This is a genomic window from Aeoliella sp., assembly GCF_965227375.1.
Lineage (GTDB): Bacteria > Planctomycetota > Planctomycetia > Pirellulales > Lacipirellulaceae > Aeoliella.
The window spans coordinates 4,611,108-4,637,657 of record NZ_CBDDFX010000002.1 but is presented as its reverse complement, the minus strand read 5'-3'; the positions used below and the strand labels follow the sequence as shown (position 1 = coordinate 4,637,657).

The 26,550-nt window shown below is 60.2% G+C and carries 28 protein-coding genes and 1 tRNA gene; 17 read left to right on the top strand and 12 right to left on the bottom strand.

Annotated elements, in window-relative coordinates; genetic code table 11:
- The first annotated feature begins 14 nt into the window (after positions 1-14).
- From ACQK2L_RS31105 to ACQK2L_RS31080, 6 genes are all read left to right on the top strand, one after another.
- A complete protein-coding gene (locus ACQK2L_RS31105; RefSeq protein ID WP_425400952.1) occupies positions 15-1,406 on the top strand; it encodes a lactate utilization protein B in 1,392 nt (463 codons plus the stop codon).
- Positions 1,407-1,417: 11 nt separating this feature from the next.
- Entirely contained in the window at positions 1,418-2,023 is a 606-nt protein-coding gene (locus tag ACQK2L_RS31100) for a LutC/YkgG family protein (RefSeq protein ID WP_425400951.1), read from the top strand.
- Positions 2,024-2,061: 38 nt separating this feature from the next.
- Complete coding sequence (locus tag ACQK2L_RS31095) at positions 2,062-2,868, top strand: DUF1338 domain-containing protein (protein ID WP_425400950.1); 807 nt, start codon at positions 2,062-2,064, stop codon at positions 2,866-2,868.
- Positions 2,869-2,924: 56 nt separating this feature from the next.
- Entirely contained in the window at positions 2,925-4,070 is a 1,146-nt protein-coding gene (locus ACQK2L_RS31090; protein ID WP_425400949.1) for a saccharopine dehydrogenase C-terminal domain-containing protein, read from the top strand.
- Between the two features lie 143 nt (positions 4,071-4,213).
- Positions 4,214-5,761, top strand: a complete 1,548-nt coding sequence (amaB, locus tag ACQK2L_RS31085) for an L-piperidine-6-carboxylate dehydrogenase (protein WP_425400948.1) — start codon at positions 4,214-4,216, stop codon at positions 5,759-5,761.
- A gap of 46 nt (positions 5,762-5,807) precedes the next feature.
- Entirely contained in the window at positions 5,808-7,169 is a 1,362-nt protein-coding gene (locus ACQK2L_RS31080; RefSeq protein WP_425400947.1) for a DUF2092 domain-containing protein, read from the top strand.
- A gap of 4 nt (positions 7,170-7,173) precedes the next feature.
- Here ACQK2L_RS31080 and lpxA read toward each other — a convergent pair whose 3' ends face one another.
- Positions 7,174-8,034 (bottom strand): acyl-ACP--UDP-N-acetylglucosamine O-acyltransferase, encoded by an 861-nt coding sequence (lpxA, locus tag ACQK2L_RS31075; protein WP_425400946.1) that lies wholly within the window; start codon positions 8,032-8,034, stop codon positions 7,174-7,176.
- Positions 8,035-8,344: 310 nt separating this feature from the next.
- Between lpxA and ACQK2L_RS31070 the strand changes: the two genes are divergently transcribed.
- The gene (locus ACQK2L_RS31070; RefSeq protein WP_425400945.1) at positions 8,345-8,686 is read left to right on the top strand and encodes a tetratricopeptide repeat protein; all 342 of its coding nucleotides are present in this window, start codon (positions 8,345-8,347) and stop codon (positions 8,684-8,686) included.
- A 73-nt stretch (positions 8,687-8,759) separates the two neighbouring features.
- On the opposite strand, the gene ACQK2L_RS31065 is transcribed toward ACQK2L_RS31070, so the two are convergent.
- Together ACQK2L_RS31065 and rsmG are read right to left on the bottom strand one after the other, a co-directional pair.
- Positions 8,760-9,119, bottom strand: coding sequence for a DUF3467 domain-containing protein (locus tag ACQK2L_RS31065; RefSeq protein WP_425400944.1), 360 nt, complete (start codon positions 9,117-9,119; stop codon positions 8,760-8,762).
- Between the two features lie 140 nt (positions 9,120-9,259).
- Positions 9,260-9,925, bottom strand: a complete 666-nt coding sequence (gene rsmG / locus ACQK2L_RS31060; RefSeq protein ID WP_425400943.1) for a 16S rRNA (guanine(527)-N(7))-methyltransferase RsmG — start codon at positions 9,923-9,925, stop codon at positions 9,260-9,262.
- 64 nt (positions 9,926-9,989) lie between these two features.
- Between rsmG and truB the strand changes: the two genes are divergently transcribed.
- On the top strand, positions 9,990-10,850 hold the full coding sequence (gene truB / locus ACQK2L_RS31055) for a tRNA pseudouridine(55) synthase TruB (RefSeq protein WP_425400942.1): 861 nt from the start codon (positions 9,990-9,992) through the stop codon (positions 10,848-10,850).
- Between the two features lie 17 nt (positions 10,851-10,867).
- On the opposite strand, the gene ACQK2L_RS31050 is transcribed toward truB, so the two are convergent.
- From ACQK2L_RS31050 to ACQK2L_RS31040, 3 genes are all read right to left on the bottom strand, one after another.
- Positions 10,868-11,758 (bottom strand): hypothetical protein, encoded by an 891-nt coding sequence (locus ACQK2L_RS31050; protein WP_425400941.1) that lies wholly within the window; start codon positions 11,756-11,758, stop codon positions 10,868-10,870.
- Between the two features lie 287 nt (positions 11,759-12,045).
- Positions 12,046-12,723, bottom strand: a complete 678-nt coding sequence (locus tag ACQK2L_RS31045; RefSeq protein WP_425400940.1) for a hypothetical protein — start codon at positions 12,721-12,723, stop codon at positions 12,046-12,048.
- A 286-nt stretch (positions 12,724-13,009) separates the two neighbouring features.
- Entirely contained in the window at positions 13,010-14,605 is a 1,596-nt protein-coding gene (locus tag ACQK2L_RS31040) for a hypothetical protein (RefSeq protein ID WP_425400939.1), read from the bottom strand.
- A 440-nt stretch (positions 14,606-15,045) separates the two neighbouring features.
- On the opposite strand from ACQK2L_RS31040, the gene ACQK2L_RS31035 reads away from it, so the two are divergent.
- The 6 genes from ACQK2L_RS31035 to ACQK2L_RS31010 all read left to right on the top strand — a co-directional run bounded on the left by ACQK2L_RS31035 (position 15,046) and on the right by ACQK2L_RS31010 (position 19,465).
- Positions 15,046-15,714, top strand: a complete 669-nt coding sequence (locus ACQK2L_RS31035; protein ID WP_425400938.1) for a redox-sensing transcriptional repressor Rex — start codon at positions 15,046-15,048, stop codon at positions 15,712-15,714.
- A 101-nt stretch (positions 15,715-15,815) separates the two neighbouring features.
- A tRNA-Gln gene (locus ACQK2L_RS31030) sits at positions 15,816-15,887 on the top strand.
- 98 nt (positions 15,888-15,985) lie between these two features.
- Complete coding sequence (locus tag ACQK2L_RS31025) at positions 15,986-16,990, top strand: 3'(2'),5'-bisphosphate nucleotidase (protein WP_425400937.1); 1,005 nt, start codon at positions 15,986-15,988, stop codon at positions 16,988-16,990.
- Positions 16,991-17,337: 347 nt separating this feature from the next.
- The gene (locus ACQK2L_RS31020) at positions 17,338-17,541 is read left to right on the top strand and encodes a CsbD family protein (RefSeq protein ID WP_425400936.1); all 204 of its coding nucleotides are present in this window, start codon (positions 17,338-17,340) and stop codon (positions 17,539-17,541) included.
- Between the two features lie 78 nt (positions 17,542-17,619).
- On the top strand, positions 17,620-18,219 hold the full coding sequence (locus ACQK2L_RS31015; protein ID WP_425400935.1) for a PRC-barrel domain-containing protein: 600 nt from the start codon (positions 17,620-17,622) through the stop codon (positions 18,217-18,219).
- A gap of 310 nt (positions 18,220-18,529) precedes the next feature.
- Positions 18,530-19,465, top strand: coding sequence for a hypothetical protein (locus ACQK2L_RS31010; RefSeq protein WP_425400934.1), 936 nt, complete (start codon positions 18,530-18,532; stop codon positions 19,463-19,465).
- Here ACQK2L_RS31010 and ACQK2L_RS31005 read toward each other — a convergent pair.
- Positions 19,443-20,117 (bottom strand): hypothetical protein, encoded by a 675-nt coding sequence (locus tag ACQK2L_RS31005; RefSeq protein WP_425400933.1) that lies wholly within the window; start codon positions 20,115-20,117, stop codon positions 19,443-19,445. The genes ACQK2L_RS31010 and ACQK2L_RS31005 overlap by 23 nt on opposite strands.
- A 235-nt stretch (positions 20,118-20,352) precedes the next feature.
- On the opposite strand from ACQK2L_RS31005, the gene ACQK2L_RS31000 reads away from it, so the two are divergent.
- Positions 20,353-20,655 (top strand): hypothetical protein, encoded by a 303-nt coding sequence (locus ACQK2L_RS31000; protein WP_425400932.1) that lies wholly within the window; start codon positions 20,353-20,355, stop codon positions 20,653-20,655.
- 137 nt (positions 20,656-20,792) lie between these two features.
- On the opposite strand, the gene ffh is transcribed toward ACQK2L_RS31000, so the two are convergent.
- The 3 genes from ffh to ACQK2L_RS30985 all read right to left on the bottom strand — a co-directional run bounded on the left by ffh (position 20,793) and on the right by ACQK2L_RS30985 (position 23,519).
- On the bottom strand, positions 20,793-22,256 hold the full coding sequence (gene ffh / locus ACQK2L_RS30995; RefSeq protein ID WP_425400931.1) for a signal recognition particle protein: 1,464 nt from the start codon (positions 22,254-22,256) through the stop codon (positions 20,793-20,795).
- Positions 22,257-22,459: 203 nt separating this feature from the next.
- A complete protein-coding gene (locus tag ACQK2L_RS30990; protein WP_425400930.1) occupies positions 22,460-22,915 on the bottom strand; it encodes a hypothetical protein in 456 nt (151 codons plus the stop codon).
- An 82-nt stretch (positions 22,916-22,997) separates the two neighbouring features.
- Positions 22,998-23,519, bottom strand: a complete 522-nt coding sequence (locus ACQK2L_RS30985) for a CHRD domain-containing protein (protein ID WP_425400929.1) — start codon at positions 23,517-23,519, stop codon at positions 22,998-23,000.
- A 258-nt stretch (positions 23,520-23,777) separates the two neighbouring features.
- Between ACQK2L_RS30985 and ACQK2L_RS30980 the strand changes: the two genes are divergently transcribed.
- Both ACQK2L_RS30980 and ACQK2L_RS30975 read left to right on the top strand, forming a co-directional pair.
- The gene (locus ACQK2L_RS30980; RefSeq protein WP_425400928.1) at positions 23,778-24,377 is read left to right on the top strand and encodes a peroxiredoxin; all 600 of its coding nucleotides are present in this window, start codon (positions 23,778-23,780) and stop codon (positions 24,375-24,377) included.
- A 137-nt stretch (positions 24,378-24,514) separates the two neighbouring features.
- Entirely contained in the window at positions 24,515-25,243 is a 729-nt protein-coding gene (locus ACQK2L_RS30975; protein ID WP_425400927.1) for an FKBP-type peptidyl-prolyl cis-trans isomerase, read from the top strand.
- Positions 25,244-25,280: 37 nt separating this feature from the next.
- Here the strand turns inward: ACQK2L_RS30975 and ACQK2L_RS30970 are convergent, their stop codons facing one another.
- Together ACQK2L_RS30970 and ACQK2L_RS30965 are read right to left on the bottom strand one after the other, a co-directional pair.
- Positions 25,281-25,883 (bottom strand): hypothetical protein, encoded by a 603-nt coding sequence (locus ACQK2L_RS30970; protein ID WP_425400926.1) that lies wholly within the window; start codon positions 25,881-25,883, stop codon positions 25,281-25,283.
- Positions 25,884-26,128: 245 nt separating this feature from the next.
- Complete coding sequence (locus tag ACQK2L_RS30965; protein ID WP_425400925.1) at positions 26,129-26,533, bottom strand: GlsB/YeaQ/YmgE family stress response membrane protein; 405 nt, start codon at positions 26,531-26,533, stop codon at positions 26,129-26,131.
- Between the last annotated feature and the right edge of the window lie 17 nt (positions 26,534-26,550).

The following is a 26,550-nucleotide window of genomic DNA, read 5'->3' as shown; positions in this document are numbered from 1 at the left end:
CCCCCTCGTACACCATGTCCCACGCCACAGCCGCCGCGAAGTTCGTCGCCGACGCCGATCGTACGCGGTGGCATGACGAGACGATCTTCTTTGTTCGCAAGAAGCGCGATCTGGCGGCGGCCAGTGTGCCCGAGTGGGAACTGCTGCGCGAGACGGCCTCGAAGATCAAACGCCACACGCTCTCGCGGCTCGACGAGTACCTCGAGCAGTTCGAGGCCAACGCCACCCGACACGGCGTCAAAGTTCACTGGGCTCGCAACGGCCAGGAGCACAACGAGATCGTGCTCGACTTGCTCCAGCAGCGTGACGTCAAGCTCATGGTCAAGAGCAAGTCGATGCTCACCGAGGAGTGCGGGCTGAATCCGTTTCTCGAAGCCGGCGGCATCGAGGTGGTTGACACCGATTTGGGCGAACGCATCGTGCAGATGCGGAACGAGCACCCCAGCCATATCGTGCTGCCGGCGCTGCACATCAAAAAGGAAGAGGTGGGTGAGTTGTTTCACCAGCAGCTTGGCACCGACGCTGGCGCCAGCGATCCCAATTACCTGACCGAAGCGGCGCGAAATCACCTGCGGGCGAAGCTGCTTGTGGCCGGGGCGGGGCTCACCGGGGCGAACTTCGGCATCGCCGAGACCGGAGGCGTTATCGTTTGCACCAACGAAGGCAACGCCGACCTGGGCACCGCGCTGCCGCCGCTGCACATTGCGTCGATGGGCCTCGAGAAGCTGATACCCCGGCTGGAGCACTTGGGCGTTTTCCTGCGGCTCCTGGCTCGCTCGGCGACCGGCCAGCCGATCACCGCCTACTCGTCGCATTTTCACACGCCGCGTGAGGGGCAGGAGATGCACATCGTGCTGGTTGACAACGGCCGCAGCGGCATGATGGGGCAAAGCGAATTCAACCGCGCACTGAACTGCATCCGCTGCGGGGCGTGCCTCAACACATGCCCGGTCTATCGCCGCAGCGGTGGGCACAGCTACCACGCCACGGTGGCGGGGCCGATTGGTTCGGTGATCAACCCAGCCCGCGATCCTGAGAAATTCGAAAGCCTGCCATTCGCGTGCAGCCTGTGCGGCTCGTGCACCGAGGTCTGCCCGGTGAAGATCCCACTGCATCACCAGTTGCTCGCCATGCGCCACGAGTTGGGCAAGCGAAAGCTGTTGCCGATTGCCAAACGCGTGCCGATGAAAGTGGCCGGCGCGGTGCTCAAACGGCCGTGGCTGTATCGCACCATGGGATGGTTGGGGCGTGTTTCGCTAAGGTGGCTGCCCAGGTTCCTCGTTTACAATCCACTGAACGGCTGGGGCCGTCAGCGTGAATTGCCCGACGCCCCCGGCGAGTCGTTCCGCCAAGCATACAAGAAACGGTCGACGAAAACGCAATCCGATCAAGAACCGTTGAATTAAGAACACCTTTAATGTCCGCTCGCGAAGACATCTTGAACAACGTGCGTGCCAATCGAGCCACGGCAATCGACTTGCCATCGCTCGATCAGGATTGGCAGACGTTCGACGACCCGCTGGACCATTTTCGCCAGATGCTTACCGGCATCGGCGCGTCGAGCGAAGTGATGCCCAACGCTGCTGCGGCCGACGCCTGGCTGAACGATCGTAGCGAATACGCCAAGTCGGCATCGGCCATCTCGCTGGTCGAAGGGGTCGGCAGGTCGACGCTCCAGCTTGACCAGCTTGCCACGCCACACGAGTTGTCGGGGCTCGACTGGGCCGTGTTGCCAGGCGAGTTCGGCGTGGCCGAGAACGGCGCCATCTGGATTACCGATCACCAGATTCGTTACCGCGCGGTATACTTCCTGTGCGAGCACTTAGTGCTGGTGCTACCCACGAGCCAGGTGCTGCACAACATGCCGCAGGCCTACGAGCGGATCGCCGGCTGGGGCACGGACGACCGCCCTGCGTTTGGTACGTTCGTCGCCGGGCCAAGCAAAACGGCCGACATCGAGCAATCGCTAGTCATCGGCGCCCAGGGACCTCGGTCGCTGGACGTATTGTTAATAGATGCGTGAGTGTTCCCAGTCCCCCTTTCTCCATCCCCCCTCCAAACATGTCTCCCGCCGAATTTTTTGAAGCACTTTGGAAAGACTATGTGGCCATGGCGCCTCAGGCCGAGCGAATCCGCCAGGAATTCGAGTCGCGCGGCGAGCAAGTGATCAACGACCACGTGGCTTTCCGAACCTTGGGCCTTGAGCCGATCGGCATCGAGCGACTCGAGCCGCATGTGCTGGCCCTTGGTTACAAGCAACTCGAGCCGTACGAGTTCCCCGCCAAGAAGCTGCGGGCCTATGGCTACGTGAGCGACGAGCCTAACGCGCCGCGGATCTTTCTCTCGGAATTGAAGGTCGACGAGCTGTCGAGCAAGTCGGCCGCCATCCTCAAGGAGTGCGCCGCTTGGGTCGATTCGTCGGAACTCGCCGAGCCCGATGTGTTGTGGAGCGGTCGACTGTGGGATCCGATTAGTTGGGAAGACTACGAGACGTTGGTAGCCGAGAGCGAGTACGCCGCCTGGGTGGCGACGCTTGGCCTGCGACCCAACCATTTCACGATCAGCGTGAACCACCTGCAAAAAACCACCGAGATCGAGCAGGTGCTGCAAGTGGTCGAGTCGCTCGGGTACGCGGTGAACGATTCCGGCGGACGCGTGAAGGGCTCGCCCGAGCAGCTGCTCGAGCAGGGCTCGACGATGGCTGACAAGATGGAGGTCGACTTTGCCGACAACCAGAAGCACGAAGTGCCCACTTGTTATTACGAGTTCGCCAAGCGGTATCCCGACAAGGACGGCAACCTGTTCCCGGGCTTTGTCGCTGCGAGTGCCGACAAGATCTTCGAGTCGACCGACACGAAGAAGCAGTAACCGCATTCATTAATTGACCTATTTTGTTTGGCTAACCAACCGCAAGGAAGTTTTTTATGGCCAGCCCAACCAATATTGGGATTCTCGGCGCCGGCAAGATTGGCCGGGCGATTGCCCGGATTTTGCAGCATGCGGGCGACTACCAGGTTCGCGTCGGCGACGTGTCGGATGAGGCGCTGAACATTCTCGTCGGGCAGACGCCAGTCGATACGCAGGTGCTCGACGTGGCGAGCACCGACGAAGTGTCCAAGTTTCTCGATGGCCTCGACGGGGTCGTCTCCGCCTGCTCGTTCGACGTCAACGAAGGCATCGCCCGCGCAGCGCACGCTGCAGGCATCAGCTACTTCGACCTGACCGAAGACGTCGCCACGACCGCCGCCGTGCGAGCGATCGGCGAGGAGGCCAAAGAAGGCCAAATCTTCATGCCGCAATGCGGACTAGCGCCTGGGTTCATTGGCATCCTGGCGTTCGATCTCTGCAAGCACTTCGAGCAACTCGATCGCGTGAAGATGCGTGTCGGTGCGCTGCCGCTCTACCCCGACAACATGCTGAAATACAACCTCACCTGGTCGACCGACGGGCTGATCAACGAGTATTGCAATCCCTGCGAGGCCATCCGCGAGGGCAATCGCGTTTCGCTGCAGCCGCTGGAAGGCCTCGAGCAGTTCGCCCTGGACGGAGTCGACTACGAAGCATTCAACACTTCGGGTGGATTAGGGACGTTGTGCGAAACGCTCGAAGGCCGCGTGAACGACTTGGACTACAAGACCGTGCGGTACGTTGGCCACCGCTACTTGATGAGCTTCTTGCTGCAGGGGCTGCGGTTCCACGACCAGCGACCGCTGTTGAAGAAACTGCTCGAACAGGCGGTGCCCTGCACCAACCAGGACGTGGTGCTGGTGTTCAGCACCGTGACTGGTTGGGTCGATGGCGAGTACCAACAGGTGGCCGACGCCCGCAAGATCTACCACGCAGATATTCACGGTCTGTCCGCCAGTAGCATTCAGATTACCACGGCCACGAGCTTGTGCGCGGTAGTCGACCTGTGGCGCGAAGGCAAACTGCCCGAGCGTGGCTTCGTGCGCCAGGAAGACGTGAAGCTGTCCGACTTCCTTGCCAATCGCTTCGGAGAGCCCTACGCCAAGGCCACGCATGTGCGGGCGCCCATCGCCAGCGACACGCGGCCGGAACTGCAGCCGTAGGGTTCGCTCGCAAAAAACACGAAAATCCTGCTGTGGAAATGGCGGGCCAATGTTCTAATGGATATTCGTACATCCCATCGATCTAGCCGTATGCATTCGTCACAGCGCGTTAGCCACCTAGCCGTGCCATCGAAGGACCGACCATGAAGCTGCCCGACCATATCCTACCACCGACCGAAGGCGATCACTTTTCAGGGTTTTGGGGCCTGGAGCCACTTCCCCTTGGCGCTAGCGGCGAGTCGCTCGAACCTCGTTCGCCCATCGATGGTAAACCAACCTGCAAGATTCGCGGAGCGAGTCCTTCTCAGGTGGCCGAAGCGGTGCTTGCCGCCGAGCATGCATTTCGCCAGTGGCGCGTGGTGCCGCCACCTCGGCGAGGTGAGTTTGTCCGCGAGATCGGCGAACTCGTGCGCCAGAACAAGAAGCAACTTGCCGAACTCATCACGCTCGAGGCCGGCAAGATTCGGGCCGAGGCCGAAGGCGAGATCCAGGAATGGATCGACGTGTGTGAGTTCGCCGTGGGCCTCTCGCGACAACTGCACGGTCTCACCATTGCCACCGAACGACCGGAACATTGCCTGGTGGAGAACTGGCATCCTCTGGGGCCAGTGGGCGTGATCTCCGCGTTTAACTTCCCCGCGGCCGTGTGGGCGTGGAATGCGATGATCGGCCTAGTGTGCGGCGATCCCATCATTTGGAAACCTTCCGAGCAAACACCGCTCACGGCACTCGCCTGCAATCAGATCGTTGCGCTAGCCACCGCGCGGTTTGGGGGCGATGCTCCTGCAGGACTCTCGACGCTCGTCATCGGCCAGGCCGACGTTGGTTCGGCGCTCGCGGCCGACCCGCGCGTTCCCTTGGTGTCGGCCACGGGTTCGGTGCCGATGGGTCGCTCGGTGGCGCAAGTCGTAGCGGCGCGACTCGGACGCAGCTTACTGGAACTCGGCGGCAACAACGGCATGATCGTCACGCCATCGGCCGACCTCGATATCGCAGTGCGGGCGATCACGTTCGCCGCCGTTGGCACCTGCGGTCAGCGGTGCACCAGTTTGCGGCGTTTGTTCTTGCACAAGGACATTTCCACGGAGCTAATCCAGCGACTCAAGACCATCTACTCTTCGCTGCCGATCGGCGATCCGCGCGAGCCCTCGACGCTCGTCGGTCCGTTGGTCAACGAACGAGCGTTCGATACGATGCAAGCCAGCTTGGCGGCCGCGCACGACCAGGGCGCCACGCTGCTGTGCGGTGGCGACCGCGTGACCGAAGGCGTCCCCGAAGGTGGAGTGTACGTCGAACCGGCGCTGGTCCGCCTGCCGGTGCAAACGCCGGTGATGCACGAGGAGACATTCGCTCCGCTCACCTACGTCGTCGAGTACGAAAACTTCGACGATGCGATTGAAATGCACAACGCGGTGCCCCAAGGTTTGTCTTCGGCCATCTTCACCAACGATGTCCGCCAGGCCCACCAGTTCATCGGCCCAGCCGGTTCCGACTGTGGCCTGGTGGGTGTGAATATCGGCACCAGCGGTGCCGAGATCGGCGGCGCGTTCGGCGGCGAAAAGGACACCGGCGGCGGACGCGAGAGCGGCTCGGACAGTTGGAAGCAGTACATGCGACGAGCGACTTGCACCATCAACTACGGTTCGGAACTGCCGCTGGCGCAGGGCATTCGCTTCGGCGACGACCTGTAGTCCGCTGTGCTAGTCGCAAGAGTTTCAGTTCACCCAGGAGAGGCAGATGCAGTCGAAAGCACACTTCGTGGGCGCGGTGGCCGTGGTCGTTTGTTCGAGCGTGGCATTTGCCGCGGACGAAGCCACCGATCCCAAGGCGATCCTGCGGGCTGCGGCCGATCGGCTCCAAGCGGCGAAATCACTCTCGGCCGACATGCAGGTGGAAGTGAAAGTCGGTATCTCAGGCTTCGAGCATGGCAAGTCCGCCAAGTACAAAGTAGCCGTCCAGCGCCCCAACCGGTTCTTGCTTCTTCGTACCGATGGCGATTTGGGTGGCACCGTAGCGAGCGATGGCGAGACCCTTGTGGAGTACCGGTCGGAACTCCGGCAATACACCGTGGTCGAAGCGCCCAAGTCGCTCGACGAGTTTGGCAGCGGAACGCTCGATGGCGGCATGGGAGGGATCATGATGGCCATGCTCTCCGACGACCCGATGGAGCGACTCACCGGGCAGGTTACCTCCAGCGAGTACCTTGGCGTCGATACGCTTGAGGGCGTCGAGTGTCATCACCTGAAGTTCATGGCCGAGGAGTGGGACTACGACATTTGGGTGACTACCGGCGACCAGCCCACCATCCGCCGCATCGCTCCCGATCTGTCGAAGCAGTTGGGCGAGGAGGAAAAGGAGATCGGCTACTCAATCCAGATCTCGTATGACGTCACGAATTGGAAGTTCGACCCGGAACTGACCGATGCGACGTTTATCTTCACTCCGCCCGCGAGTGCGGAATTGGTGGAAGAGTTCACCGCCCTGGTGCCGCCGCCGGTCGAGCCGCCGGTGGTCGCGGTGAATCCGCTCATCGGTCAACCCGCGCCGACCTTTGCGCTCTCGAAGCTCGATGGCGAGCAGTTCGACTTAAAGGACGCCATTGGTAAGCAGGTGGTGGTGCTCGACTTCTGGGCCACGTGGTGCGGGCCGTGCGTCGTGGGGCTACCGAAGGTGGCCGAGGTGGCGGCGGACTTTAAGGACAAACCGGTGGTCGTGTACGCGGTGAACTTGAAGGAAGAGCCCGAAGCAATCTCCGAATTTCTCAAAGAACAGGAGATCGAGATCAACGTGCTTCGCGACGCCCAGGGATCAGCAGCCGAGAAGTACGACGTCTCGGGCATTCCGCAGACTGTGATCATCGGTCTCGATGGCCGCGTGCACGTGGTGCACGTCGGGCTACCGAAGGACATCAAGGCCGAACTTACCGAGGCGATCAACGCCCTGCTCAATCGCGAAGACCTGGCTGCCAAGGAACTTGCCAAGCTGAACGCTCCGCAGGACGAGCCAGCGGAGGAAGCAGCCGAGGACGATCCGGAAGCCGACAAGCAACCGCCGACCGAGGAGGAATCCACGGAGGCGGAGCCCGCCGAGACTCCGTAACTGCTCAGCCCGCTTGCTTGATGGGCTCGACCACCACCGCGTCGGCCGTAGCGGGATCTTCTCGCACCAGGCGGAACGACTTGGGCGGATCGCGGCGCTCGCGAATGTAGCCACGTGTCGCTGCTCGCAGGAACGGGGCGAACTCAGCCGCCGGTCCTTCTTGGTATTGCTCGTCGAGTGTGTCGAGCAAGTCGGCGAACTTCAAACCCGTGCGAAAGATCAACTGGTAGGCGTCTTTGATCTCGCTGCGCTCTTGCGGAGTCACTCCGGCGCGACGCAGTCCTACGCGGTTGAGTCCCACGATGCGATTGGTCTCGCCATCGACCATCACGAAAGGCGGCACATCCTGGTCGAGTCGCGCGAGTCCACCTACCATTGCCACGCGCCCAATGTGGCAGTGCTGATGCACCGCGGCGCCGCCTCCCAGGTAGGCCCTATCGCCCACGATTACGTGTCCGCCCAACAGGGCGTTGTTGGTGAGGACGACGTTGTTGCCGATGATGCAGTCGTGCGCCACGTGCGAACCAACCATCAGCAGGCATTCACTGCCAATCGTGGTCGCCGCCTCGGATACAAACGCGCGGTGAATGGTCACATTCTCACGAATGACATTGCGATCGCCAATCACCACCCGACCAGGTTGCTCGGGCTGGCTGAGATGCTGGGGCAAGCCGCCAACTACAGCTCCTTCGCCAACGATGTTGCCTTCGCCCAGCGTGGTGCCGTTCTTGATGCTACTGCGGGCGAGAATCTGGCAGCCGTTACCGATTTCCACATCGTCTTCCACCACAGCGAATGGTCCGATCGTAATGTCGGCTCCCAGTTTGGCACTCGGGCTGACTTCGGCAAGCGGGTGGATCAACACAGGTGGGCCCCCTCGATGGTGCGGCCGTGGACGCGCAGCGGTTGCGCGGTTGGCCTGGTGGAAGTTGCTGTTGCGAGTGCTGGCAGTTGCGGGACTGTCCGGCGCTCGCCGAGGGCATCCGGCGATGGTGCCTCGTCATGCGTTGGTTATCGGTTTCGCCGATCGTACCCCCTTAACCGAAGGTATCGATTTTGCCTATTCGAGCAGTTAGTGCAGGAAAGACCTGCCGCCTGGCTAGTTGAAGAACGACAAGAGTGCTAGCATGGAAGTCTTCCTCACACTCTGTAATCCTCCGTCCCACAAAGCTGCCATGTCCACTCCTAACGAACTGTATGACGAAGCGGAAAAACTGAAAGCGGAGAACAAGCTGGAAGAAGTGGTTGCTAAGCTCGAGGAAGCTTTGCAGATCGATCCCAGCTACTCGCTGGCGCACTCCTCGTTGGCGGTCACCCTGCAGAAAATGGGCAAACACGAGGAAGCCATCGCTCACGCTGAGAAGACGTGTGAACTCGAGCCCGACGACCCGTTTAGTTTTGCGGCGATGAGCGTCATCTACCAGCGTGCCTACGCCGGTACGGGCGACATGAAGTTCATTCCTATGGCTGAAGAAGCCATGGAGAAAAGCCGCATCTTGCAGTCGCAACGTCAATAAAAACAAGCCCGGCCGCTCCTGCACGGAAAGCGACCGGGCTCGTGATGAATGGTAGCTGCGGAAGGCAAATTGCTTAGCCTTGTGCCTTGGTCACGACGCGCTTTTGAACGTCGGTCTCCAGCACGCCGAACGCTTGCTCGTGCCGCTGCACCGACAAGTGCAACGCCTGCAGCATGCGCTTGGCGGTGTAGTAGTTGGTGACGATGCGCTGCTTCACTTCCACGGGTTCGGTGGGCACACCGTATGGTTGCGAGTTGAGGCCGAAGTCGAGGATCAACTCTTCAGGGGTGCCGGTTACGCGGCAGAAGTTTGCGTACGTGCAGATGGCGTTCTTGTCGCTCACTTCCACGCGAGCACGTTGCTGCGCTTGTTGGGCCTGTCCTTCGGCGCCCTCAGCGGGTTTGGTTTCTTCTGGTGCGGGCTGGTCGGCCATGGTTTGTGGTCTCCAAAGTGAATGGAAAGTATGTTCCCCTTGGGGCAACCGTCGACGAGGGGGCGGTCGCCTGTGTGTTTGCGCTATTCCGTAAATGTAATGGACGCAGCTGGAATTCGCTAGTCGCCGAAAACAACCAGCTAGCTAGCTTGGCGCGGTGCAATTCGTAGCAAGACGCTTTCGCCTACCAGGGGGCTTTCGTAAGATGCAATCCGCCGCAAGTCGAGGTCCTTCAGCAGGCCATGGTGACGCGCTTCGCCCCGCTCTTCTACCCAGGCCTTCCCTTTTATCAGCAGCAGTTGGTCGAAGGCGTCCCAATGCGGCTTGAGCCACGTGAGAAGTTTTTTCAGCGAGGCAACGCCCCGTGCGACCAGCGTGCCTTGGGTGGTGATCTCCAGCACCTGTTCGGCCCGTGCTGGGTACACGGTAATTGGCAGGCCAAGCGAACCGACCATCTCCTCCAAGACGCGTGCCTTCTTGCCAACCGAATCGCACACCGATACGGTCAAGTCGGGCCGCACGATTGCTAGAGGCAGTCCCGGCACCCCGCCGCCGGAGCCGACGTCGAGCACGCGATCGCCCCGATCGAGGTGTTCGGCAAGCCGAAAGGTGTCTAAAAGATCACGTCCTGCGAACTTTCGCAGCGTGGTGTGCCTCGTTAGGTTGATGTTCTCGTTCCATTGCCACAACAATTGACGATAGGCGTCCAGTTGCTCTAGTTGCGAACTGGAAACCTCCAGCCCGGCCCACGCCACGGCTTCGGCAAGAGTTTCAAAGTCGTCGGGCTCGTCGGTGGGTTGGTTCATAAGCGTCAATTTCCCATGTTCGGCCACCGGTGACAACGGCCCCAACTCCCTCCCACTTGCAACCATGCTTGGCATCCTGAATATCAACAAACCCGCCGGATGGACCTCGCGCGACGTGGTGAACCGGGTGCAACGCCTGGTGCGCCCCGCCAAGGTGGGCCACGCTGGTACGCTCGATCCGCTGGCCACCGGCGTACTGGTGGTGTGTGTGGGGCAGGCGACGCGGCTTATTGAGTACGTACAACGAATGCCCAAGCGGTACGTGGGAACGTTCCAACTGGGTGTTACCAGTCCCAGCGACGACACCGAGTTGGAGACAACGCCGGTCACAGGTGCGAAGGTGCCGCCGCTCGAAGCACTGCAACAGGCGGTGCCGAACTTCGTTGGCGAGATCCAGCAACGCCCGCCTGCCTACTCGGCCGCGAAACTGCAGGGCCAGAGGGCGTACGACCTGGCCCGGCGGGGCGAGGAAGTAGAGCTTGCCGCGCGGCCGGTGACGATCTACTCGATCGAGATTGTGCGGTACGAGTACCCTGAACTGGTGCTCGACATTCGCTGCGGCAGCGGCACCTACATCCGCTCGCTGGGGCGCGATCTGGCCGAGTCGCTTGGCTCCGGAGCGGTGATGAGCGGTTTGGTCCGCACGGCGATTGGCAAGTTCGCCATCGAGAGTTCGTGCACTCCCGAGCAAGTATTGGAGCAAGGAGTGGAGCAGTTTCTCGAGCCGGCCACGCGCGCGGTCGCGGGTCTCACCACCGTGGTGCTCACGCCCAACGAGATCGAGGCCATTGGCCATGGACGCAGCATTCAGCGGCCTGAGCTCGACGGCGAACAAGTCGCCGCGCTGGACGGCGAGGGGAATCTCGCGGCGCTACTAGTCCCCCGGCACGGCGCTTGGGGGCCCAAGCTCGTCTTCAAAGGTTGAACACGGCGCGGGGCGCACTAGCTGCGTCGTCGCCCCTTGGCGGCAATCGCCAATGCGCCGGCTAACAGTGCGAGTGCCAACGAGCCAGGCTCGGGCACACGGCCGACTCGCAGGTTGTCGATCGCAAAGGAACTCCAGCCACTGGGTTCGTCGCCGAGGAAACGAACTTCGATGCTCATCACCTTGTCTGGGTCGAGTCCCTGATCGAGGACGGAAGTGAAGTCGTCTGCGTTGCCAGGGACTCCGTCTTCGCCATTGCCCTCGGCATCTTGTGCTGCCAACTCGTCGAGCAGCAACGTGGCGTATCCCATGGGGCCTTCATCGGAAATGTCAAAGGTCCAGTTCGGGTAGATGGTGTAGGTGCGCGTGTTGCCGAACATGTCGGTGAGTACAACCTCTCCAGTGACTCCCGTGTCTGCATCGATGATGTCTAGCGACTTGGGTGCGACCGGTTCGTTGAACTCGAAGAAGATGCTACCCGCGCCAGGCAGGCGGACGTCATCAGGTCCCCTGAATACCAAGCCGTTGGCGCCGGCGCCAGTGTCGATCGTTGCTGGGCGGGTGGGGTCTTGGAGCGTGAGGATGTTTCCCAAGTCGACGAGCAAGTCGTCGTCGGGATCGCCGGTGGTCTCGCCGGGTCCTCCGGGTGTCGAATCGAATACAACGGCCCCCAAATGGCCGCTCGCACCTTGGGTGGTACGGACCGAAAGGAGCGAGCCAAACTCGAACAACGAGTCGCCCGCCTGCACGTCAGGCAGAGTGCTGATCACCTGCCCGTGGATTAGTGTTCGACCACTGTCGTCGGTCGTAAAGTCGATATTGATAATCTCCGCCTGGCTGCTTGTTTGAAGAAGGCCACAAGCGATGACGCCCAGCGCAAAGCGGACACAAGACTCGAATCGCTTCATCAGGTGCTCCTGCCTGTTGTGTGTTCCATACTGTCCGGAGACTCCTAGAGCGACTAGATACTCCTTGTTCGAAAAAGAGGATCCCCATTGGCTCGTATTTCCCCAGAGCTGCCTCCAATGGTACCTCTATTTGCCACCCTTTGGCAAGCGATTGGCAGGAAGGTGCGAATCTTTATCGGTTGCGGAGTTTTCGCTGCCCAGCCGAAAATTCGAAGTACGCATCGCCGCATGTTGCGCTGATCACGACAGCGGTGCTAGTTGGGCAGAATTGTAAGCTCTCCGACAGATCAGTTGGGTGCCGCCGGAGCGGGGCCTAGCACCCCGTCGATGACCTTTTTCAACTCTTCGGAAGGATCGATTGGTTCAACCTCTTCGGGCACTCCTGCGTCGTCGGCTTCCTGCTTGGCAGCGGCCAGGAACTGGCGCAGTTCGTCGTCGCTCACCTCCGGCCGCATTTGCCACTGTCCTTCCTCGTCTTTATCTGCGATATGGACGAGCACGTTGTCGGTGGACGCTTGCGGAATCTGCCCATCGACGAGACCTCGCGCGTAGCGTTCAAGCGTGACTTTGGCCTCGGTCTTTTCTTCATCCGACAAGCCCGACTTATCCAGATACTGCGCCTCGACGCCCTTGACGATGAACATCGGCATCAACGGAGATTCCACGATGCCGGTGAGGAGTTCTCCAAACTGTTCCCAGGAGATGCTGCCATCGGCAATGCCATCGGTGACCCGCTTACTCTCGGCCTTGAGTTCTTCCTTCTCTGCAGCAGGTAGATCCGATTCGTCAATCATTTGATTGATGGCTTCTGCTGCACCGGTGCCTATCCAGCTGCGCATATTGCGTGAAACCCACCACACTCCCAGCGCTACGACAATCACGAAGATGACCAGCGCGATCAAGCAACCCTTTAGACAACCAGATCCCTTTTTCTTGGGTTCGGTTTCGTAGGTGTCGGTAGTCATGAGTAGTTCTCCTGCGTTAGGGAGCTTGAACGAGGTCCTCGTAAGGTGCCACCAGTCTAACCCTTTCACTGTGGGGGTGGTAGCTCACTCCTGTTGCCATTCGCGGTCGATGCAGGGATATTGGCCGAGGCGGACGGGAAAAGCTGGAAAAGCAATACAGCAACTCTTGCGAACCCACAAAAAAAGCGGCCCGAACCACTTGGGTTCGGGCCGCTGTCGTTTGCTTTGACCAACCCCTCTTCCCTACAACAGAAGCGAGGTGTTTGCTAGCGAGTCACTACAGGGCTCAGTTGCCACAGCCGCAGCCACAGCCACCGGTGCTGCCGCAGCCGTCGCAAGGAGCGGCGTGCTCCTGGCCGGCACAAGCCGGGTTGGTGCACAGAACCTTGCAGGGAACCTGCTCGCAGACCTTGCGGGGCACGCACTTGGTAACCGTGTAAGGCACCTTGCGGCATTCGGTCTTGTAGCAGGTGACCGTCTTGCTGCAGCACTGCGGAACGCAGACGCTGTAGCAGCAGGTCTTGGTGCGGCACTCAGGAACCATCTTGCAGACCTTGTAGGTGCAGGTCTTGCATTCGGGAACCATCTTGCAAACCTTGTAGCAGCAAGTCCGCGTGCGGCACTCGGGCACCATCTTGCAGACCTTGTAGCAGCAAGTCTTGCACTCAGGAACCATCTTGCAGACCTTGTAGCAGCAAGTCTTGGTGCGGCACTCAGGTACCATCTTGCAGACCTTGTAGGTGCAGGTCTTGCACTCAGGAACCATCTTGCAGACCTTGTAGCAGCAGGTCTTGCACTCAGGAACCATCTTGCAGACCTTGTAGCAGCAAGTCTTGGTGCGGCACTCAGGTACCATCTTGCAGACCTTGTAGGTGCAGGTCTTGCATTCGGGAACCATCTTGCAAACCTTGTAGCAGCAAGTCTTGGTGCGAGGTTCGCACACGTACTTGGTGCAGCAGATTTCCTTGGTCTTGCACTCAGGCACCCAGACCTTCTTGCAGCAGGTCTTCGGCGGGCACTGCACGCATACCTTCTGGCACTTGCCAGGGCAGTAGCAGCAGCAGCAGGTGCACGGATTGTAAACCCACTTGCCAGGAGTGCGGACGTACTTGGTACGGGTCGGGCCCGGAACCGTGTACTGCTGAGTTTCCCAGTGACCGGTCTTGTAGGTAACGGTCTTCGTATATGGAACGGCCTTGCGGACGTAGTAGGTCACCTCACGGGTGCGATCTTCCCAAACCGGCTTGTGCACGGTGTAGGAACGGGTCTTGGTTTCCCAGACGGGAACACATACCGTGTAGTTCACTTCCTTCTGGCGAGTTTCCCAAACCGGCTTGTGCACGGTGTAGGTGCGGGTCTTGGTTTCCCAAACCGGCTTGCACACCGTGTAAGTGCGGGTCTTGGTCTCGTAGGTCGGAACCATCACCGTGTAGTTCACCTGCTTCTGGCGAGTCTCCCACACTGGCTTGTGCACCGTGTAGGTGCGGGTCTTGGTTTCCCAGACCGGCTTGCAAACCGTGTAGTTGATCTCTTTCTGGCGAGTTTCCCAAACGGGCTTCATCACCGTGTAGTTACGAGTCTTCGTCTCGTAGGTGGGCACCATCACCGTGTAATTGACCTGCTTTTGACGCTGCTCGGTCACGTACTTGGTGTAGTTCACCGTCTTCTCGTAGGGCACGCGCTCGTAACACGTGCGATAACGAGTCTCTTCAACTTTGTCATACACCGTCTTGTACCGGGTTCGGTAAACGGTGTGGTAGTGCGGCTGACAACAGGGGTCGCACCCGTCGTAGCTCACAGTACCGGAATTGCCAGCGTCAGCTTGTGTAGCCGCCGTCAGCATCAGCATCGCCACAAGCGACGCACCCAATGCGCGTTTCATGGTTTTTCGCCTCCTCAGCAACAGTTCGTGGGGAAATAAACGGGTTGGTCAAAACGGATAACTTCCGTCCCTAATAGATTCGGGAACCCCAGCCCGTATCCCTTAGCTGAACCACCTATTTTTTGCATGCATTGCATTTTCCTTATTTGCCCCATCGTTCGCTGTCTTTGCAGGCGCAAATCTCTAGCCAGACTGAACTTACAACTTGCCCAGCCTTCCGAAAGTCCTCTTACCGCCTGTCGGTTGTAACGGTGAATCACAACGTGCCGAAGTTGAGCGACGAAGCGCCTGATTCGACAGCGCCGAGAATGCCAGACATAGGATGGGAAATGTGGCGATGCGTGTGAGGTCGGCTTGACGATTTGTCCCCTTGTGGGGCACTCTTGCAGTAGTCCGGCGAACATCGAGCGCCGCCAATCCCCGCCCCCCGGGCAGAAAGCATGAGCAGCGGTCGCCGAAAGTCTGAATCCGTCGATCCCAAAGACGTGCCGAAAGCTGTGGTAAGCAGGCTAAGCCTGTACCTGCGCGAGCTGCACCACTTGATTGCAGCTGGTCACGCGACGACCAGTTCCGGTCGGCTGGGGCAGCAACTCGGGTTCAGCGACGCCCAGGTCCGTCGCGATCTGGCCTATTTCGGCCACTTCGGCCAGCCCGGCGTGGGCTATCGCTGCGACGAGCTGATTGGCGCCATCCGCAGCATCTTGGGCACCGACCGCGAGTGGCGGGTCGCTATGGTGGGCGTGGGTAACCTGGGTCAGGCGCTGTTGGGCTACCGCGGCTTTGCTTCGCAGGGCTTTACGATCGTCGCCGCGTTCGACGTCGATCAGGGCAAGACGAACCGCGAAGTGGGGGGCGTCCCCGTTTTTTCGCTCGATGAACTGGCGGAAGTGGTGCGTGACAAGCAGATCGAACTCGGGCTGGTGGCCGTGCCAGCGACCACGGCCCAGCAGGCGGCCGACCGGCTGGTGGCCGCTGGAGTGGCGGGAATCCTGAATTTCGCGCCCGTTACGCTGAATCTTCCCGATCATGTGAGCCATGTCGGAGTCGACCTGGCGACCGAACTGGAGCAGCTCTGTTTTTCGGTGGCGAACCGCAGCAGCCAGCCGTGAGTCCACTACTTTAGGCGACTCCGGATGCGAATTGGCCTTAGTCCCTGGGGCCACTTTCGATAGACTGTGCCGCTCTGCTAAAATGGGCCATATCGCTACGATACCCCGTGGTGTAATCGGTAACACTAGGGATTTTGATTCCCTCATTCCAGGTTCAAGTCCTGGCGGGGTAGCTTTCTAGGAGGGGACTTGGGGCTCGAGACTGGGGGCTGATGCTGACTCCGGACGACCACTCCAACCCCGAGTCCCGAGTCCCCAGCCCCTTAGAGCCATGTCTGCCCCTTCGCTTTTAGACTGCCCCGAAGCCCAGTTTGCCATTGCCGCCGTTCGCGAAGCTGCCCAACTCACCCGTCGGGTGCAGCAGGAGATGTGCACCGAGGCGCTGACCAAGGGCGACAAGTCGCCGGTGACCGTGGCGGACTTCTCGGCCCAGGCCATCGTGGCCAAACGGATGGCCGAGGCACTGCCCGACGCCCGACTGGTGGGCGAAGAGGACGCGGCCGACCTGAACGCCACCGACGAGGGCCGGGCGACCCTGGCGCAGATTCAGCACTTTCTGGAAGCGAACATCCCAGGCGTCTCGGCCGACGAAGTTTGCCAACTGATCGACCACGGCAACGCCAAGCCTGAGGGCAAGTTCTGGACGCTCGACCCGGTCGACGGCACCAAGGGCTTCCTGCGAGGCGACCAGTACGCGGTCGCGCTGGCGCTGATCGAAGACGGTCAGGTGTCGCTTGGCGTTCTGGGCTGTCCCGAACTCAACGACCAACTCTCCCCGGAGCTGGGTGGATCGGGCGCACTGCTGATCGCCAAGCGGGGCGAGGGCGCATTCGTCGCCAGCGTCACCGGCGACGCCGAGTGGAAGCCGCTCAAGGTCTCGCCGTGTGAAGAGGTGAAAGACACTCGCATCTTCCGCTCCGTCGAAACCGCTCACACCAACACTGGGCAGCTCGGTCAACTGGCCGGCGCGATGGGCGTCGAGGCCCAGCCCATTCCCATGGACAGCCAGGCCAAGTACGCCGTGCTGGCCGCTGGCGGCGGCGAAATGCTGGTCCGCCTGCTGAGCGCCAACCGTCCCGACTACCGCGAGAAGATCTGGGATCAAGCGGCCGGCTCCATTGTGGTGGAAGAGGCCGGCGGGCGGGTGACCGACCTGGATGGCAAGCCGCTCGACTTCTCACACGGCACATCGCTCCTAGAAAACCGTGGCGTCCTGGCCACCAACGGCCAAGTTCATCAAGCCGCGCTCGAAGCGTTGCGTGCGATTGGGGCGTAAGGCACCGTCGTTCTACCTTCGCTTATTCTGGTTGCCAGCTAACCATGTCAATGGTCTTTGGTAACTCAGCTGCATTTGCGCGCTCGCTACAAGACTGAGCGCCTCTCACGCAGAGTGGTAACTCGATGGTCAGCGCCGAGGCAAACTTGGCAATTTGGAGCGGTTTCCAATAGCATTCTCACGCCTGCAGGTTCTCAACCCGCGGTTTGGCATGCGCGCTGCATTAGCGGTTGTATCAATGGCGGCACACGCATGTGGCCCGCCTTGGCAAACACGCAGCGCAATCCTACGCCTCTGTAAAGTTGCAGCGGCACTGCGCGTTCGCACTAGCCCGTAAGGAGGAAGCTATGAACTGGGATCAAATTGAAGGTAAATGGTCGCAAACCAAAGGTCAGGTGCAACAGAAATGGGGCAAGCTGACCGACGACGACCTCGACGTGATCAATGGCAAACGAGAAGAACTCAAGGGCAAGATCCAAGAGAAGTACGGCCTTGCCAAAGAGGAAGCCGAGAAGCAGGTCTGCGAGTTCGAGTCCTGCTGTTCTTGCTAAGCGACCAATCACCAGCAGGCAGCCTCGGCGAATTCGCCGAGGCTTCTCGCGATTTTCTATTTTCCAAGGAGCAGAGCGATGAAGAACTACAATCTAGCGGTAGGTGCAGTTGCAATCCTGATGGCGACCTGTGTCGGCATGATGAGCACTTCGACTGCCCAGAACGCCACCCGAGAAGCAACCAAACAACAACCACAGCAGTACGAGTCACGTCGGCCGAATCTATCGGAACGCTCGCGCAGCGACTCGCACCACAAGCAAGGTCACGTTGTTCGAGCCAGCAATATTCTCGGCCATAACATCGTGAATGGGCAGGACAAGAACGTTGGCGAGATCAGCGATCTGGTGCTCGATCCAGCAACTGGCAAGATTCGCTACGCCGCCGTGACCTACGGTGGATTTATCGGTATCGGCGACAAACTTTTCGCTGTGCCGTGGGAAGCGTTTAGCTGCCGCGTCGATCCTGAGAACTCGGACGACTACATTGTCACGCTGAACGTCACGCAGGAACAACTCGAAGGCGCCGAGGGTTTCGATCAGGATAACTGGCCGAACTTCGCCGATCCCGAATTCGCCCAAGACCTCGACAAGCGTTACGGCGTGAAGCGAGACCGTCGCGGAGTGAATGTCGAAGTTGGCCGCGGCGGCGTGGACGTCGACGTGAATCCTCGCGACTAGAGCGTGCCGCACCCGCAGGTAGCGTCTGTATCGGCGAGTTCCTAACCGATCTCGCACAAACTCACGCTACAAGCATCAGAGCGCTCTAGCACAGCCGACAACCTTTGCCCCTCGCCGCGGGCTGCTCCGAGAGCGGCTCGCGGCTCTCTTACTGCGCTGCTGCTGACCAACATGGCAGGTTTCCATGAAAACCGAGGGAGCATTCCCGAAAAACGCTCCGACTGCCGCGATTTTTCATTGACATGCGGCGATTCCCCGATGAGCATTAGTCCACCTGTCTAATTCGCTATACATCAGGGGAGGGACGCTAATGCGGTACTTTGTACACGGCCTATTGGGCTTCTGGGTGGTTTGCTGCGCATCGCCTTGCAACGCGGATCTGTTCGCCACGCTTGCGCGTGACGGAATGCTGCTTCGCATCGACACCAATACGGGCGACGTTCTCAGGCACTACTCGTCTCCGCCTGACCCCGACTTCACCTCCTCCCCCGCGGGCGTGGCTTACGATGGCGACTTGGTGTACGTGGGCCGATCCACGCCAGACGGCCTGGCGCGAGTTTGGCCTTTCGATCCAGTCGAAAAGGATTGGTTGCCGTCGCTCGAGTTGGATCCGATCACCGTCCACGGCGGAACGATTGCTCGGCTCGATGGCATGGGCGTTTACACCGACGGCGACGGTCTACGCCACCTGCTTGCCGTATCGCGGTCGCCACAAGAGATTCCAACCTCCACTTTTTTTGACTACGATTTATCGCTGGCTCCAGGCATGTTGCACTGGTCAGCGGCGCCAGTCGAGCTGCCAATCGATTTTGTTGCCCTGGGCATGGACGTCGATCCCGCGACCGGGGAGATCTGGGTGTCGGGCGGCCTGACGCCAAGCGTTCTCGGCAACCCTGCGCTGATACGCGTTGATCCGTTCGGCGCGGAGATCGATCGTCTTCTGTTGCCGGAACTAGCAGGGGCAACGCTGCGTGGATTGGCTTTCGACGACGGTCGAATGTTCGTCGGCATCCGCAACGCGGTTGCATCGGCCAACCAGATTGTGGAGGTCGATCGCAATTCAGGCGAGATTCTCAACACCTTTACCTTGCCATCCGAGTTCGAAGGGATCCTCACCGGCCTCACCGGGGGTGCAGTGGTACCTGAACCTGCGACATGGGCGATCGCGTTCACCGCGATCGCTGGGCTATGGGTGCGCGCCAGTAGTGTGAGAAGCAGAACCGTCACCGCCCGTAGATCCTCTTAACCAGGATAGGCGGCACGGCGTTATTTAACGCTCGCCTTCCGGCGTAGGAGACACCGGTCGAGCCAGTATCTACAGTCCGCAGGCTGGGCATGTCCTGCAAGTGCGATATGGACTTGTCGGTAACGGCAGTCCCGGTCACGCTGAGTTCTTGGAGATTCGGAAGGGAACGAAGATGCTTGATGCCTTCATCCGTGATGGGGGTGTAACCAACGAATAACTTCGTCAGCGACTCACACTGCGCGACATGCACCAGCGCATCGTCGGTAATCTCGCAGCCGGTCAGGTTCAGCGATTCCACCCCGCGGAGGTGCCGGAGCATCGCCAAGTCGCCAGGCTCGAGCGGCGAGTCGGAGAGGTTTACCGATTCGATGGTGCCAAAGTACTCGTAGCCGATTTGCTGGCAAAGCTGGTGTTGAAACCACTCGCCGAGCGTCTGCGGAGGATTTTCCGCGTTGAACGATTTGAATTCGATCGCCGGCGAGCTGAATCTGGCCCACTCGTCAGGATCGAGTCCCTGGCCAGCCAGTGCATGCACTCGCTGCACCGCCTTCTTTTGCCGGATGGCCCCGCCGAGGTACCAGTAGCATCCGATCGCCACGAGCGTGAATAGCACGAACCAGGTTCGCAGGCTGATGCGGAGTTTTTTGAGCATGCGGGACCTTTCTTGAGGGAACGGCTTGGTCGCCAAGGCTCGGAATGCCCCTAAATCATAGCAAAAATGGCAGAATTACGCGCAGGCGGAAAAAATCTCAAATTCGTTGCCCCCCTGCCACCCGCCTTCCGCTTACCTCCTATGAACAACGCCACTCGCGAGGCAAGTCGGCCCCAATCAACGCAGTTTGCGGCCGAGCAAAGTGGTGAACTCAACCCAAACTGGAGACCTGATTATGACCAACACTAGCACTACCTCCTCGAACCCCAGCCTCCTGGCCCTCTCCGGACATGCCTTCCCAAACCACATGATGCAAGCTTCCCCTACGGCGAAGCACGGCCTCCGCCACCGCATGACCACCGCCCTGGCCTCGATCCCCTACGCGATCGGCCTCTGCTGCGTATGGCTGTTCGAGCGAGAAGAGCTTGAGAAGACCAAGAAGAACACCACAACCGACAACACCGGCGACAAGGCGGTCCATCGAAACAAACAGCCCGAAGACTACGATCCCTGGGTAGTGCCGATGTTCTGGTGTTGATGGGGGCAGTTAGAGCTTTGACCTGATCCGGCCGCGACTTTGTGCTGTGAGGAACTTCCCTGTGTGCAGCGGGCCACTGCCGGACGAGGCGCTAGCACAGCAGGGCACGCCACGAACGGCTGGATGGGTCGCGACTCTTACCGCTTCTTCCGCCGCTTCTTGAGTGCCGCCTGGCGCGCTTTGCGGGCGTCTTTCTTTTGTGCGTTGGACAAGCGTTTGCCGGTGCCCTGTTTCTGTCTGGCGAGCGTGCCCCCTTGGGCCAGGCCGCCTTGCACTTCGCTTAGCATTTTCATGCGTTCGCGGGCGCTTTTGCCTGCCATGCTGGTCATCATCTGAGCCATCGGCTCGTACATCTTGATCAGCTCGTTCACCTGATGTGGTTCGCAGCCTGCTCCGGCGGCGATGCGGCGGCGGCGGCTTTGGTCGATTAGCTTGGTGTTGGCCTTTTCCGCGGGGGTCATCGAGTCGATGATGCCGAACAGGCCTTTCATCTCCGACTCGTCGAACTCGTTCATCGCCTCGCGCATCTGACCCATGCCCGGCATCATGCTCATCATCTTCTGCATCAAGCCGGGCTTGGCGATCATCGCCATCTGCTTGCGGAAGTCGTCGAGCGTGAACTGGCCCTTGGAGAGCTTTTCCTCCATCGCCTTCTGTTCTTCGAGATCGAATTCCTTTTGGGCGATCTCGAACAGCGAGCGAATGTCGCCCTGGCCCAGGATGCGCTCGGCCATGCGATCGGGGTGAAACGCTTCGAGGGCTTCGAGCTTCTCGCCGGTGCCCATGAACTTGATCGGCACGCCGGTCACGTGCTTCACCGACAGCGCCGCACCGCCACGGGCGTCGCCGTCGAGTTTGGTCATGATGACGCCGTCGATTTCCAGGGCTTCGTTAAACGCCTTGGCGCTGTTCACTGCGTCCTGGCCGGTCATCGCGTCGACCACCAGGTAAATCTGCTCGGGGCTGCACTGCTTGTCGATCCGCTCGAGCTGGCCCATCAACTCTTCGTCGATGTGCAACCGGCCGGCCGTGTCGAGGATCACGACGTCCGCGCCTTGCTTCTTGGCCTGCTTCACGGCCGCGTTGCAGACCTTCACGGGGTCCTTCTCTTCGCGGTCGCTGTACACCGGCAAGCCAAGTTGCTCGCCGAGCACGTGCAACTGGTCGATGGCCGCGGGGCGCTGCAAGTCGGCCGCGACGAGCAGCGGGTTGCGTTGCCCTTCCTTGAGCATCTTGCCGAGCTTGCCGACGGTGGTCGTCTTGCCGGCGCCCTGCAGGCCGCAGAGCATCAGCACGGTGACGTCGTCTTTGCCTTTGAGGTGCAGCGAGTGATCCACCGGGCCCATCAGGTCGCACAGTTCCTGATAGACGATACCGACGACCTGCTGCTGCGGCTTCAGGGACTTGAGCACCTTCTCGCCGAGGGACTTTTCGGTGATGTTCGCCATGAAGTGGCGAGCCACATCGAAGCTGACGTCGGCCTCCAGCAGAGAACGCTCGACGAGCTTCAGCCCCTCGCGCATGTTCGCCTCGGTCAGCTTGCCCTGGCCGCTGAGCGATTTGAGGGCGCTGGAAAGTCCGTCCTGGAGCGATTCGAACATGGATGGATTGAGGGGTTAGGGGCGGGATCGAGGGCCGAGAAATGCCAAAACCCGTATTTTAGCGGACCAGCGGCACTGGGGCGAGGCGGCTACCGTGGCAAAAACCGCAGCAGATAGCCGACATTACGCCTCGTCGTGAAATGTCCGACGAGGCGTAGCTCGTCGGCTGGGGCGTATTCGTCGAACAAACCGCTGTCTTGGGGCTAGGCTGTTATTGGAGGCCACGGATCGTCAGGCGGCGGATCGTCGCCTTCATCGTCCGACGGGAAGAGTGGCCACCTAAGCCCATGGCGTTCGATCTCCTCAGTGGCATCTCTGCGCCGATTGATACTGCGTTTGGTGGCAATTCTGCCCATCAACTGTGCCATTGGCTCGTACATATCGAGGAGTAGCCTGAGCTCACGAGGCGTGCAGCCGGCCCCCGCGGCAATCCGACTTCTTCTAGAACGGTCGATCCGCTTGCTATCAGCACGCTCGGCCGGTGTCATCGCGTCGATGATTCCAAACATGCCCTTTAGTTCCGAAATATCGAAATCGTCCACCGCGGCGCGCATCGCTCCCGTACCCGGCAGCATGCTAAGCATCTTTTGCATCAAGCCAGGTTTGGCGATTGACGCTAACTGCTCGCGGAAATCGTCGAGTGTGAACTTGTCGGCCATAGCAATCAGTCCAACCCAAATGCGAAACGACTTGGCGCGAAGCACCAAGCCGTTTCTGAGTTCTAGGCCCTATGGGGCAAGTCTATTTCCGTCGCCAGCGATACCCGAGCAACGCTCCAGTCGCCAGCAGCGTGAGGGCGATGGACGAAGGCTCCGGCACTTGGACACCGTTGGTGACCTGTCCGCGAATTTCGCCGCCTTGCCTGAAGCTCGTGTGAATATTGATGTAGGAGTTGCCGGCGATGATCCCGTCCATAGTCGCCTGGTTTAGCACTCCGCTAGTGCCGCTGAAGCTGCCCGAGGTCACGCCTACGTCAATGTTGAGCCCAAAAATGACTCCGGCGTTCTGATCGGGCAACGCAATGCCGTGCAGGTGCGCGAGGGTGGTGGTGCCGATCAAATCACTAAACGTGCCCTCGATGCTCATGATACCCGTATCGGTATCGAGCATGGCAGTGGCCAGCCCAGTTCCCGGAGTTGCCACCGGAGGGTTCTCTTGGGAACCGTCCAGCAGAATGTCATCCCATTGCCAGAGTTCTGCGAAGGCGGGAGAAGAGAAGCTCAATCCCAGCAGGGCGACAAAGCAGCCAATTCTAGAGTTCATAAGCGGGTAACCTCCCCAGAAAAGAGAATGTCCCCACGGAAGGCCGCCAGCTTTCGTCGGCAAATCACCTTCGGGGGCAGCTTCGGTGATTCTCCTACTTAAAAAACGGTCCGTCAAGCTTTTCACGTGCGGAAAGCCCGCACACTGGCAGCTGGCAGAGGACTTCCGCTGCCTTGAGGCCTGGGATTTAGAGCCCTAGAATAAGAGACCCCACCCGAGACTCTCTCACCCAACTTTCCCAATATAAGCGAGAATCCTATGGCCCACCTTGTACAGACCGAAGCCCCCGACTTTGCCGCCCAGGCCGTGATGCCGGACGGCAGCTTCAAGGAAGTCAAGCTGTCCGACTACCGCGGCAAATACGTGGTGATGTTCTTCTACCCGCTGGACTTCACGTTTGTCTGCCCCACCGAGATCATCGCGTTTAGCGAAGCGATCGGCGAGTTCGAGAAGCGGAACGTGCAGGTGCTGGGTTGCAGCATCGACAGCCACTACTCGCACTTCGCTTGGCGGAACACTCCCCGCGATGCTGGCGGCATCGGCGCGATCAAGTATCCGCTGGTGGCCGACCTGGACAAGAAGATTGCCGATTCGTTTGGCGTACTGCTGCCAGGTGGCGTGGCGCTGCGTGGCTTGTTCCTGATCGACAAGGACGGCATCGTCCGCCACGAGTTGATCAACGACCTGCCGCTGGGCCGTAACGTGGACGAAGCGATCCGCGTGGTCGACGCGTTGCAGTTCCACGAAGAACACGGCGAAGTCTGCCCCGCTAACTGGAAGGCCGGCAGCAAGAGCATGAAGGCCGATCCCGAAGGAAGCAAGGAGTTCTTCAGCTCGACCTACGGCAGTAGCGCGTAAGTATCGAAGCTATTCCCAACGTTGGAAGGATCGACACAACTCTCGCAGTGGGCCATGGCGACGCGAGCACTCGCCCGCCATGGCCTGTTGTATGATTTCCCGCCCCCCGGCTCAATGCCCCGCCCAAAGGAGTTCCCATGTTCTCTCGCTCGATGTTGTTTGCCGCGCTTGTGTGCTCGGCTCCCTTGGCCGCCGTGGCTCAGGACACCCTGCCCGCTGGCCAGCCTGCCGCCGAGCAGGCGCCGCAGATGAGTCCCGAGGAGTTCAATCGGATGGTGAGCTACGCCTTGGGGCGATCGATCGCCGAGGACTGCAAGATGGGTGGCGTGACGCTTGACGTTCGGGCGATGCAAACGGGCATTAGCGAAGTGCAGCAGGACCGTCCCCCGCAATGGAGCGAGCGGGAGATGAATCAAGCGATGCAACTGTTCGCGATGAAGATCCAGCAGACCGTGGCGGCCAACAACAAGAAGGCCGGCCAGGAGTTCCTGGCCAAGAACGCCCAGCAGCCCGGCGTGAAGGTCACTCCGAGCGGACTGCAGTACAAGGTCGTCAAGCAGGGCAACGGTGCTTCGCCTACCGACGACAGCGCAGTGGTGTGCCACTATCGCGGTACGTTCGTCAATGGCCAGGTATTCGACAGCACGCAGGGAGGCCAGCCCGCTCAGTTTCCTGTGAAGGGAGTGATTGCTGGGTGGACCGAAGCACTGAAGATGATGAAAGTGGGCGACAAGTGGCAGCTGTTCGTGCCATCGAACTTGGCGTACGGCGAGGGAGGCCAAGGTCCGATTGGTCCCAACGAAACGCTGATCTTCGAGATCGAACTGCTTCAGGTCGGCCCGGCACGCCCAGCGCCGCGGCAATAGAAGTCCGCGCTAAACTCTCGTGCGGATGCCGCGCGGCTTACCTGCGTCGCGACTTGGCGGGATAGAATCGCGAGTAGTTCTGGAACGTAGCGGAATGCCCCGTTGGCATCACGCCCTGGTTGCCGGTCGTGTTGTAGGCGTTCCGCGCCGATAGCGCGGTCAGTTGCTGGTTGATTTCCGACTCTCGCCGCCGCACCTGATCGTTGAACCGCTGTTGGCGCAACTGAGGGCGGACGATCGTTTGGTAGTTCAGATCGTTGTCACCGGCAAACGAATCGTTGAACAAGTTCAGGTACGGACTAATCGTGGGCGCAGGAGTAACGTTTGCGAACGGTTTGCTGCCGCTCGCCCCGGCAGTGCCCACGCCGAAGTTGGCAGATTGCGAGCGCGGAGGCTCAAAGGTCCTAGGCCCTGGATCGTATCCTGGGTCCGATACTCGTTTAGCTCCAAAACCGCTGTTCACGGTGCGATCGCGGTTGACCAATCTTGAGGTGTAAGTAGATACATCCCCTTGCGCCTTGAAGCGATTGAGCTGACGCGTGGCTTCGCTTTGCCCACCGTAGTCGAACACCTGCGCGAACGAATGCACAGGCAGGCAGAGGGCGGCGAGCAAGGCGGCGAGTGTGATCTTTGCGTACATCGAACGGGTGACCTATTGAGTTGGGTCCGGAGTCTGCAACCGTCAGACTTCATTCTATGCAGATCCCCAGCGTGCGGCAAACTGCGCACACCCAGCGAAAGTCGATGAATTGGCCATTCGCTGCTGATTACAACGATTGTGCAGCAGATTCCGCGGTGCCCCCCAAGCGAGGCATTTTCCGCGCGACACCGACACCAGTATCTCGTCAAGCCGAAAAGACTCGTTTGACAAAGCAATAGTGCAGGTCAATCTTCGTAGTCCGCCGAGCTGTATTTCCGCCGATACGGGTCGTACGCTCGCTGTGAAGCGGAAGAAGCGGCGGAGGGAGCGTGCGGGTCGGGCAGCTTCCAGGGCAACAGGTCGCCGTACAATCGGTAGAATCCCAACAGGGCGAACGCGCCCGCCACGGCTACGATCATTCCCAGCGGGCTGGTGGGCGTGAGTCGCTCGGTATCGGTGAAGAATCCCACGCAGCCACAGCCCAGCACCGAACCGGCGACGCCCAGCACCAAGGTGGTGATCGCGCCCGCAGGATCGCGGCCCGGCATCAAACCTCGCGCCACCAGCCCCACCACGGTGCCAAAGCCAATCCACACCAGGATGTCGTTGACCAACTGGTGCATCTCGGGCGAGAGTTGAAGCGAGCTCATCGGGTATCGTGCCTGAA